The sequence below is a fragment of the Paenibacillus sp. FSL L8-0333 genome (assembly GCF_037965665.1).
Lineage (GTDB): Bacteria > Bacillota > Bacilli > Paenibacillales > Paenibacillaceae > Paenibacillus_AQ > Paenibacillus_AQ odorifer.
Genome location: NZ_CP150186.1, coordinates 3,564,517 through 3,575,485 on the forward strand (window position 1 = coordinate 3,564,517; position 10,969 = coordinate 3,575,485).

10 protein-coding genes are annotated in these 10,969 nt (G+C 44.2%); 9 read left to right on the forward strand and 1 reads right to left on the reverse strand.

Features of this window, described 5'->3' with window-relative positions:
* Positions 1-189 precede the first annotated feature (189 nt).
* From nikB to NYE72_RS15925, 8 genes are all read left to right on the forward strand, one after another.
* Entirely contained in the window at positions 190-1,128 is a 939-nt protein-coding gene (gene nikB / locus NYE72_RS15890) for a nickel ABC transporter permease (RefSeq protein ID WP_339209980.1), read from the forward strand.
* A 32-nt stretch (positions 1,129-1,160) separates the two neighbouring features.
* Positions 1,161-1,997, forward strand: a complete 837-nt coding sequence (gene nikC, locus NYE72_RS15895) for a nickel transporter permease (RefSeq protein ID WP_141118477.1) — start codon at positions 1,161-1,163, stop codon at positions 1,995-1,997.
* On the forward strand, positions 1,994-2,779 hold the full coding sequence (locus NYE72_RS15900; protein ID WP_076099143.1) for an ABC transporter ATP-binding protein: 786 nt from the start codon (positions 1,994-1,996) through the stop codon (positions 2,777-2,779). Before nikC ends, NYE72_RS15900 begins: the two co-directional genes overlap by 4 nt.
* A gap of 37 nt (positions 2,780-2,816) precedes the next feature.
* Positions 2,817-3,665: an ATP-binding cassette domain-containing protein gene (locus NYE72_RS15905; RefSeq protein WP_076099142.1), complete on the forward strand. Its 849-nt coding sequence runs from the start codon at positions 2,817-2,819 to the stop codon at positions 3,663-3,665.
* Between the two features lie 18 nt (positions 3,666-3,683).
* On the forward strand, positions 3,684-5,357 hold the full coding sequence (locus tag NYE72_RS15910) for a nickel ABC transporter substrate-binding protein (protein ID WP_076099141.1): 1,674 nt from the start codon (positions 3,684-3,686) through the stop codon (positions 5,355-5,357).
* Entirely contained in the window at positions 5,354-6,109 is a 756-nt protein-coding gene (locus NYE72_RS15915) for a class I SAM-dependent methyltransferase (protein ID WP_256717829.1), read from the forward strand. Before NYE72_RS15910 ends, NYE72_RS15915 begins: the two co-directional genes overlap by 4 nt.
* 7 nt (positions 6,110-6,116) lie before the next feature.
* Complete coding sequence (locus tag NYE72_RS15920; protein WP_076099139.1) at positions 6,117-6,866, forward strand: class I SAM-dependent methyltransferase; 750 nt, start codon at positions 6,117-6,119, stop codon at positions 6,864-6,866.
* Positions 6,867-7,122: 256 nt separating this feature from the next.
* Complete coding sequence (locus tag NYE72_RS15925) at positions 7,123-8,112, forward strand: alpha/beta hydrolase (RefSeq protein WP_076099138.1); 990 nt, start codon at positions 7,123-7,125, stop codon at positions 8,110-8,112.
* Between the two features lie 82 nt (positions 8,113-8,194).
* Here the strand turns inward: NYE72_RS15925 and NYE72_RS15930 are convergent, their stop codons facing one another.
* Positions 8,195-8,830, reverse strand: coding sequence for a TetR/AcrR family transcriptional regulator (locus NYE72_RS15930; protein ID WP_212592203.1), 636 nt, complete (start codon positions 8,828-8,830; stop codon positions 8,195-8,197).
* Positions 8,831-8,910: 80 nt separating this feature from the next.
* Between NYE72_RS15930 and NYE72_RS15935 the strand changes: the two genes are divergently transcribed.
* A complete protein-coding gene (locus tag NYE72_RS15935; protein ID WP_076099137.1) occupies positions 8,911-10,758 on the forward strand; it encodes a hypothetical protein in 1,848 nt (615 codons plus the stop codon).
* Positions 10,759-10,969: the final 211 nt, after the last annotated feature.

A 10,969-nucleotide genomic window follows, 5' to 3' on the forward strand; every position in this document is an offset into this window, starting at 1 on the left:
ATGATTATTAAGGATTTGACAATATTATTGCAAAAAAAAGTTGCGACTGTGCAGAGGCCAAATGTTTAAAGATCAACTCATTTAATATGGGTTGATTTTTTTATGTCCTACATGAAATAAATCAAATTAAGACTATTAATTTAAAAAGATTATGCTATAATCGTAATTATTACGATTAAGATCTTGGAGTTGAATGCCATCAATCGATACTTGTTGCAACGCTTATTGCAGCTCATCCCCGTGCTGCTCGGTATCTCTTGCATTACCTTTGCGCTGATGCACTTAACGCCAGGTGATCCAGCGGAGATCATGCTGCGTGCTGACGGCATTAAACCCACGCAGGAAGCTATTGAGGTGACCAGACATGCACTTGGTCTGGATGGTCCTGTACATAAGCAATATTTTCATTGGTTGAGCCGGGTGTCCCATCTCGATTTAGGCCTATCTTACAGCAGCGGTCGTCCAGTATTCACAGAGCTAATGAGTCGCTTTCCGGCAACTATACTGCTCAGTGCCTGTTCCGTATTGTCCGCTATTCTTATTGCCTTGCCTATAGGAGTGGGATCTGCACTATATCCGGGTAAATTGCTTGATCGACTGGGAAGAGTATGTGCACTGCTCAGTGTTTCAATGCCGGGATACTGGCTAAGTCTGCTCCTAATTTATTATGGTGCGGTGAAGTTTAAGCTATTTCCTGTGATGGGAATGGATGGGGTATCCAGTGTCATTCTACCTGCCCTCACACTAGGATTTGGAATGGCAGGAGTCTACATCCGCTTGATTCGTTCCAGTCTTCTAGACGTTTTGGGCAAGCGGTACATCACAGCAGCTAGAGCTAAGGGGCTGCAGGAATGGAGAATAATCATTTGGCATGCACTTCGTAATGCGCTTCTTCCGAGTCTTACCCTCCTTGGAGTTAACATAGCGGGGCTATTGGGCGGTTCCGTTATTGTTGAAACTATATTTTCTTGGCCGGGAATCGGTAAGTATGCCATTGAGGCGATTTTTGCGAAAGACTATATTGTCATTCAGGGTTACGTATTATGGATGGCTGTTGTCGTTGTCCTGATTAACTTGACAGTGGATTTATTACATCTGCTGCTGGATCCGCGAATCAAGCTGCGGTGACGATTTAGAAGGAGCGGATTGTCATATTTCGTATTAGCTTATTTAAGAATAAGGGATCAAGGTTAGGAGCGGGCATAGTACTTTTGTTCATATGCGTTGGACTCTTTGCCCCATGGCTTTCACCTTCCGATCCGCTGCAGATTCACATGGAACACAAACTGGCTATGCCTTCCTGGCAATACCCGCTTGGTACGGATCATCTGGGACGCTGTGTCTTATCCCGATTAATCTATGGGACCCGAACCACCCTGAATTATTCGTTTATGGTGTTGATCGTTGTTTTTGCGATTAGCATCCCTGTTGGTTTACTGGCTGGTTACGCTGGCGGCAAGATCGATCATTTGATTATGCGGATCATAGATATATTGCTAGCCTTTCCCAGCTTAATCCTATCCCTTGCGATTACAGCCATGCTAGGTCCCAGTATGAAGAATTTGCTAATCGCATTTGCTGCTGTCTGGTGGACGGGATATGCCAGAGTGATACGCAGCATGGTCCTTCAAATCAAGGAAAGTGAATATATTACAGCGGCCAAAGCGTCAGGCACTTCTCATTTACAAATTATTCCCAGGCATATTCTGCTGAACGCAGCCCGGCCTATTCTGGTTCTTGCATCTATGGAAGTGGGTACGATTATGCTCTCCATTGCGGGTTTGTCCTTTCTGGGTTTGGGAGCTCAGCCGCCTACACCGGAATGGGGAGTAATGCTGAACGACAGCCGTGCCTATATTCAAACGGAGCCACGGTTGATGCTATTTCCGGGAATGATGATCATGCTGGCGGTTCTGGGCTTTAATCTGTTGGGAGAAGGCTTGCGACAACCAGAGCGTGTTTTCGATTCTGTAGTAAAGTGGGGGGCCAGAACATGATGGTAGAGTCTCCACTGCTGAAGGTCAGTCATTTACGCACCTGCTTTCACACAGGCAGTTATAAAGTTACGGCAGTTGATGATGTCAGTATCGAGGTGAAATCCCGGCAGATTGTCGCACTTGTAGGCGAGAGCGGCAGCGGTAAAAGTGTTACGGCAATGTCCATATTAGGATTATTAGATTCTCCAGGTATAGTTGAAAGTGGAGAAATCTGGCTTAAGGGTAACAATCTACGTGAGTGCTCCAGCCGTCAGTTACAGAAGCTTCGGGGAACAGAAATGGCTGTTATCTTTCAAGATCCTATGAACGCGCTGAATCCGGTACTTACTATTGGCAGGCAGATCATGGAGATGATTAAACTGCACAAGCGTATATCGGGAAAAGAAGCAAAGCTGCTTGCCATGAGGCAGATGGAGCAAGCAGGGCTCAGCGATCCTGAATTGCTTTTCAATAAATATCCTTTTCAAATTAGCGGTGGTATGTGTCAAAGAGTAATGATCGCCATCGCACTGGTATCCGGTGCACAATTGCTAATTGCAGATGAGCCTACAACGGCATTGGATGTAACCATTCAAGCCCAGATTCTTAAAGAGCTAGACCGAATCAGATGGACGAACAATGTCGGCATCCTATTAATTACCCATGATCTTGGCGTTGTTGCGGAGCTTGCAGATTATGTATATGTGATGAAGTCCGGGAAGATTGTGGAATCAGGCAATGTGTTTGAACTCTTTTCTAATCCCATGCATTCCTATACTCAATACTTAATGGAGTGCAGATAACAACAGTAATATTACATTTTTCAGGGACGTGGTGATCTTGAAGTTATTGGAAGCGGTAAGCCTGAACAAGAAATATGGGATGGAAAGGGGGTGGTTCACACGTAATGCCAGAAGTGTTCATGCCGTCAACAACCTGTCTCTCAGTCTGGAGAGCGGCGAAACCCTTGGATTAGTGGGGGAAAGTGGCTGTGGTAAGAGCACTTTGGCCAGACTTCTTCTGGGACTGGAGAAACCATCCTCCGGAAGAGTTATGTACCGGAACGAGGATTATACGGACTGGAGCTTCAGCGAAATGCGCATGATCCGCAGGAAGATGCAGATGGTGTTTCAGAACAGTCTGGCTTCATTTAATCCGTTGTTTACGGTAGAGCAGATTATCGGGGAGCCTCTTCGAAACTATGGAGAGAGGAAGGCTGGAGCCCGCAGGGCCACGGTAGCAGACACACTTGAGCTTGTGGGACTTGAACGGCGGCATATTCACCGCTATCCGCATGAACTCAGCGGCGGACAGCAGCAAAGGGTCGGAATTGCACGAGCGATCTCCTTGCGGCCGGAGCTGATTATCTGTGATGAACCTTTCTCGAGTCTCGATGTCACCCTGCGAAAGCAAATGATGGATCTGCTGCAGGAGTTGAAGCATGAGCTGGGATTATCCTATGTATTCATTACACATGACTTGTCAGTTGTAAATCGTTTTTGCGACAGTGTGGCAGTAATGTGTCAAGGGGAAATAGTAGAGAAGCAATCAGGTGCAACTATGTTGCAGCAAGCAGACCACCCTTATACAAGAACATTACTCTCTTCGGTACCCGTGCAGGACCCCCGCTTAAGGAAGAAGAGACTGGGCACAGAGTGGCAACCCAGCCATTCCTATGATGTTAAGTAGAGAAAGGATGTACCAAGAATGAGAACGAACCTTAAGACAAAAAGCCTATTATCAAAATCGTTATTCTTTATGCTTCTTGTGGTAGTTATGGTGATATCAGGTTGCGGTAACAGTAATAACAGCAATTCTACGGCTAGAGCCAATAATACCGCCAATAATGAAGCTGCACAAGGATCTGAAGCTCAGGACAAGACAGTCACTGTTGCTATATCGTCCGATGCCGGTATAGACCGATTGGATGCCGGTGCCTATGATGGTTCGATGAATGTGCACGCGATGATATATGAGGGATTAGTGGAGTATAGTGAAAAAGGCGAAATACTGCCGTCGCTTGCGGAGTCTTGGGATATTTCAGAAGATGGGAAAGTATATACGTTCCATCTTCGCCATGACGTCAAATTCTCTGACGGTACGGAGTTTAATGCTGATGCGGTTAAATTCTCCTTCGAACGCTGGATTAAGGATCCAGCCAATTCGTTAAATGTGGCGACTGCGATGCAATCCCTTGTTGTTGTGGACGAACATACGATTACAATGACATTCAACAAAGCGTATTATCCCTTCTTAACCGAGTTATCCTTTGCAAGACCGGTCCGAATTATCAGCCCTTCCGCTGTGGAACCCGCAGGAGATATTACGGGTAAATTCATCAAAGCGATTGGAACTGGCGCATGGATGGCTGAGAGCTACAAAACAGATCAGGAAGCCGTACTCGTCAGAAATCCGAATTATTGGGGAGAAATGCCGAAGCTGTCGAAAATTATTTTAAAGGTAATCCCTGATCCACAGTCCAGAGTACTAGCGCTGCAAGCTGGAGATGTTGACATTGCCGGGGGACAAATGGGAAAGATTCCGGTCGAAAGCGTGCCAGTGATTGAAGCGGATTCTTCACTGACCTTGCAAAAAGCACAAGGAACAAACTCTCATTTTATGATCTTTAACTACAAAACGCCCGCACTTCAAGATCTGAATGTGCGCAAAGCTATCAATTTGGCAATTAATAAAAAAAGCATTGTCGATGATCTTATGGACGGTATCGGCAGTGAAGCCCAAGGTCTGTTCCCGTTGACGGTTCCTTATGTGACGGAGTCCAATAATACTTGGTACGGCTTCGATCCGCTGGAAGCGAAGCAGCTGCTAGCAACTGCCGGTTACACGGATTCGGACGGAGATGGAATGGTACAGAAGGACGGAGCGCAGCTTGAGCTTAATTTCGTGCTGCAGCAGGCTGAGTATCCCGAATGGAAGTCCATCAGTGAACTGGTTCAGTCTGAGTTAAAGGAGATTGGCATTAGAGTGAATCTTCAGGTTCTTGAGCCGAATGCCTATTACGATGCCTTATGGACAAGCAAAGCCTATGATCTAATTATGTACCGGACTTATGACGATGCCTATAATCCGCATGCATTCTTGCTCTCCTTATTTCATAAAACAGCTGATGCATCTGCTGTGGTATGGTCTGATCCTGCACTAGAATCTCAAATTGACACAGCAGTAGGAACAACCGATATTCAGGAACGTCAGACCGCATATGACTCCATTTTTTCCAAATTGTATCAGGAGGCTATGTTTGCAGCTATTTATTTCCCTGACGATATCTTGGCAGTAAATAATAGAGTGACTGGATTTAAACCGGGGTACTCCACCTTTATGCCGGTCTTCTGGAATCTACTCGACATAGGAGAAAAATGATGTTAAAAGAGATTTCGAAATACTGGACATCAAGCTCGGAGAGTTATGACAAAGTCATACAGACTCAATTCCGCAGTAAAAAAACTATAAACCTCTGGAAACAACTGCTTATTAAAGGGTTGGGAACAACTCCCCAGCAAAAGGTGATGGATGTGGGAACAGGACCTGGCTTTTTCTCCATACTCTTATCACAGATGGGTCATCTGCCTACAGCGGTGGATGCCTCTCAGGGAATGATAGATAGAGCTTCACGAAATTTTGAGAGTTATGGATACAAAGTTCCAGCTTATGTCGCTGATGCTGCCGACTTGCATATGGAGCTAGAGAATAGCTTTGATGCAGTGGTCTGCAGGGATGTAGTATGGACGCTTCCTGATCCACAGAGGGCTTATGCTGAATGGTACCGGATTCTAAAACCGGGCGGGACTCTGATTATTTTTGACGGCAACTATTTGTATAAAGAGAGCAAGACTGTATTCCGTAAACTTTGGTATGCTTTGTCCTGGACGCTGATTCTGCTCACAGAACAAAGAATCCGCCAGCGAAGCAGTCAAGATAAAAACCTGCTAAGCGAGTTGCCATTTGTTAATGTATTACGGCCTGAAGCTGACGAGACAGCGCTGAAACAGGCCGGGTTCCGAACCATAGATGTTCACCGAAACTTTATCCCTGCCCGTGCGATGCCGCTAGATTATTTGAAATACGGTTACCAGAATGTAAACCGGTTCATGATACTTGCCAAGAAGGAGTGAATGATAAATGGGTATACAACAAGAGGTGGAAATGTATTGGGAAGGCGAAGCTGAGCTGTACAGCGAAGGCATTCAGAAGGAACTGAACGGATTCCAGCGGGAGGCCTGGCTGAAGCTTATCCTCGCTAACGCACCACAGAAGGAAAGATTGCAGGTTCTAGATATTGGCTGCGGGCCTGGCTTCTTCTCTGTGATTCTCTCAAGTGCCGGGCATCTGGTTACTGCGATCGATTGTACCGACAATATGCTGGAAGAAGCACGTTCCCACTCCAGTCGGGAGGGTGTCACCGTTACCTTCCGCAAGATGGATTCGCACAAGCTTGACTTTGTTGCGGAGAGTTTCGATCTGATCGTGTGCCGCAATGTTACCTGGAGCCTTACCGATCCGCAGTCAGCTTACAAAGAGTGGAAAAGAGTACTTAAGCCTGGGGGACGGCTACTGGTTTTTGATGCCAACTGGAATCGCCATCTCTGGGACGAAGAGATGCAGCAAAAGCGAGTAGAGGATCAGAAAGTCTATGTAGATAAGGGCTTTGGTGAGCTCCCGCATCATAAGGACATAGAGGAGACAGACCGTCTGAGTCTTGTATTGCCACTGACCAGAGAGTGGCGTCCCGAATGGGATATACGGACTCTCAAGGAAGAAGGATTCACCACTATTTTTGCTGAAGAGAATTTGAACGCCAAAGTACTGGATGAGAAACAGCAAGTCTTAAACCGGTCAACACCGTTGTTCATGATTTGTGCTGAAAAATAATATAATAGTGAGAACCTACACATAATTAAATGAAGTAAACAATAAAAAGCAGCGATCCTCTAAATGAGAGGCGCTGCTTTTTGAGTAAAGGACAAGAACATTATTTCATTTCCGATTTGATGTTGATCTAAAACCTCTTATTTGGCTTGTTCATATTCCGTTCATATTGTCGTCACGAAGAGTACATCTTGATTGATTACACTTTGAATATGTCGTCAAGGCGGCACTTCAGATACAGGGACAAGGAAGGGAAGAGATGAACGTGGCAAATAAGGTGGAAATAAAAACAACTGGGACTAAGAGCCACAAGAAACGGAACCTATGGTTAAAAATAATCGGAGGTATTGTAGGGGCGCTCGTGTTGTTCATGGGCATCGTTTTTATCGTTGATGCAATCAGCGACGGGGTAGAGAAAAAGAAAATCGAATCGTATGGCCAGTATGTTAATGTGGATGGGAAAAAGATGAATGTGCTTATTCAAGGCAGCGGAGAACAAACCGTTGTACTCCTACCGGGACAAGGAACCCCTACGCCTGCTCTTGATTTCAAATTACTGATCGATGAAATTACCCCTAATTATAAAGTCGTAGTGGTCGAGCCTTTTGGTTATGGTTTGAGCGATGAAACCGAGAAGGAAAGAACTACGGAAAATATAGTAAGTGAGGTTCACGAAGCTTTGCAGCAGCTGGGTGTAGACCGTTACATTCTAATGGGACATTCCATCGCGGGACTTTACGGAGCGACCTATGTGAACACATATCCGGATGAAGTTCTTGCTTTTGTCGGCATCGATAGCAGCGTTCCCAATCAACCCGGAATGGATGTCAAATTACCTTTGAAAGCCATGCAATTTCTTCAAAAATCAGGTCTAATGAGATTGGTCCAAAAAGTGAGCGGAGATCCGTATGAATCGCTTGCATTCGATGAGCATACCAAAGAACAAATGCGTTTGATTTCGAATCAAGTCGCGACCAATCCAACGTTGATGAATGAACTGAGCCACCTCGGTTCCAATTTCAAAAATGGAGAAAAAATCACAATGCCAAATGACTTGCCGTTGCTTCTCTTCGTTCAATCGAATAACGAGCACAATAAACAGTGGATTCCGCTGCATGAGGAGCAAGTCAAACAATCCGCACAGGGCAAAATGATCCCAATGGAAGGTTCACATTATCTGCATCATACAAAATATAAAGAAATCGCTGAGGCATTCAAAGAGTACATGAAACAAATTCAAATTCAATAGTAGGGTTGATAATTAAACTGCGGAGCCGAACTTGGTTCCGTGGTTTCTTTGTTTTTTTATTTATAAACACGATTTTTAAACCTTATTCCTGGGACATTGGAGTATGGTATACCTCAAGACAAATTTTGGTCATTTCGTCAATGGATTTTGCAAAGTCTGATTGTATCCATTTAAGGAGAACATTATAGAGGGCCCCTGCTTTAAAGTATATTCGGTACACATTCTCGTCGCTTTTGTCATGAGCAGTAGAAAGCATCATTTCATTCAAGCAATCCAGAATTACATGATCAAATTTTGCACTTTGAAGTGCTTTGTAGATGTTCCGCTGCTGAAAAATTACTTCAAAAAGCACTTTGATAAATTTTTGAGGTTCTTTAGCTTTGCCTGTTAATTCATTGGTGTAAGGTAAGAGTTTTTGATTAATTTCGAAAATAAGCGAATCGACCAAATCCACCAGGATCTCTTGCTTGGAGGAATAGTTGTTGTAATAGGCCGTTCGAGAAACCCCTGCGCGTTTCACAATATCGGTGATGGTGATTTTACTAAAAGACTGTTCCTGGATCAAGAAGACTAATGCCGTGCAGATGGCTTCTCTTGTCAAACGGTTAGTTTCTTTATTGGAACGATGCTGAGAGGTATTTGGACTGTATAATTCATGATTTGAGATGACATTTTCCCTCCGTTTGTACATTCTGATGTTCGTTTCATTGTTTTTCATGAGTCTTTTCAATATGCTAAAACCATAAGGCATTACAAATGTAATGTCAAAATAATCGTTAGTTAAAATGGGAGGGCGTCATGTTAGAAATCTTATATAGACGATTGTCAGCGGTGCTGCTTTTGATCCTAGCACTCTGTGCTACGGTATTCATTGGCAAAGAAACGGTAATCTCGATCGTGACCATTATCTTTTTGTTAGCAGATTTAGGCATCTCTTTTTTACTCTTAAAGAAACGTGAGAAGGTACATGTGGTTTTTATTAGTGTGATGGTGGCAGAAGGGCTATTCTTACTAACAAGAGAATTTTGGCTGCTTGCGCTTTCTATCCTGCTGCTGATCGTAGCGGGCATATGTAGAGGACTCTTTGGGCAATCGGGGAGCAAAAGAGTCACTCCGTTTCTAGCCGTTCGTAAAGTGTTATTCAGCATTACTGCACTTATCGTTACTGCACTTTGGGGGATTGGAATCTATGCAAAACCTATTACAACACCTGTGGCATTATCAGCTGATGCGGCTATGACGATCGATGAACGTAAATTGGATTCTGCAGCAATGATGCTGAAAGATATTGAAGTAATGAATTCTTTTGGAAGCCGTACAACCGGCTCTGAGGGTCACAATCAGTTTATTGCTTGGCTGGAGCAGCAGGTAACGGATATGGGGCTGCAAGTATATCGTGATCGCTATACTTTTGACCGATGGGAAGAAAAGAACAGTGCTTTAATGATTGATCAGCAGGCAATTCATGTCTCTTCAGCTTTTCCCTATTCCGGGGAAACTGACGAAAAAGGTGTGACAGGGGAGCTGGTGTATACGAAGCGTGGTGAATATGGCCAGGCCAGTGGAAAAATTGCTGTCATTGAAATTGAGAATTTTAGAAATTTTCCAAGTGGGATCGTTATGAATATGCGGGCTTCATCTCCAATGGACAACCAAATTGCCCCAAATGAAGGCGATCTGGTCCTCACTACAGCTTTAAAAGAAGCTAAATTGGAGCAAGCGACGGAAATGGGCGTAAAAGCTGTTGTTTTAGTCTGGAAAGGGGTATCTGACGATAAGGTTGAAGAGCAATATGTGCCTTTTACCACCGATTATGCAGGAATCCCTGCAATCTGGGTTAATGAAACGGAAGGGAAAAAGGTGATCAGCGCAGCTCAAGAGCATAAAGAAGGTACGGTTATTTTAGAAGCGGAAATACAAAAAGATGCCCCAACAGAATCCTTTTATGTGAAGATTGACGGTAAGAATAAAGACGAAGCGATTATCGTAAATACCCATACGGATGGGATAAATGTAGTGGAGGAGAATGGCGCTGTGGGTATGCTGTCTATGATTCGTTACTTACAGCAGGAGCAGCCGGAACGTACGATGATTTTCGCTTTTGTGACAGGGCATTTTAGATTACCGGAGTTCAAAGGGTCCTCTCAGGCAACTTCCACCTGGATGGAGGGGCATCGAGAGCTCTGGGATGGCAAGAATGGCCATTTAAAAGCTGTAGCTGGAATTACGGTTGAGCATTTAGGCAGCATGGAGTGGAAGGACGATGATACGGGTCACTATGGTCCAACTGGACAAATAAGTACAGAATATACGTATGCAGGCAATGAAATGATGGCAGCCATTTGGCTGAAGGCTATTGAAAAGACAGATAGCACACGTACTGTATTATTGCGTGGACATAACAAGTTTGAGTTTGGAGAGAGTCAGCCCTTATTTGAAGCAGGGATACCGGTGATTGGATTCATTCCAATGCCCGACTATCTGCTCGTGGATAGTGACAACAGAGAGATGGACAAATTTGATGCAAAGCTAATGAATACGCAAATTGTATCGTTGCTGAAAGCGGTCAAGCTAGTGGACGGAACGGAGACGACTAAACTCGGGAAGTCAGATGGGTATTCTTTTTTCTACGGTCGTACTAAATGATGGTGGCAGTTCAAGATTTGTCATGACGAAGATGAAATTAGCTTGAATTCAAAAACACTGATGATTTAAGTCAGTGTTTTTTTGTTGCAAAAAGGGGGTATATTACGGCTTAAAATGAGAAAATTTCGTTTTTTTGTTAGCATCGAAGTAGGAGGAAACTTGTGACATCACATATACGCTAATCAATCAATAGCTCCTTCGGGTGCTTTTT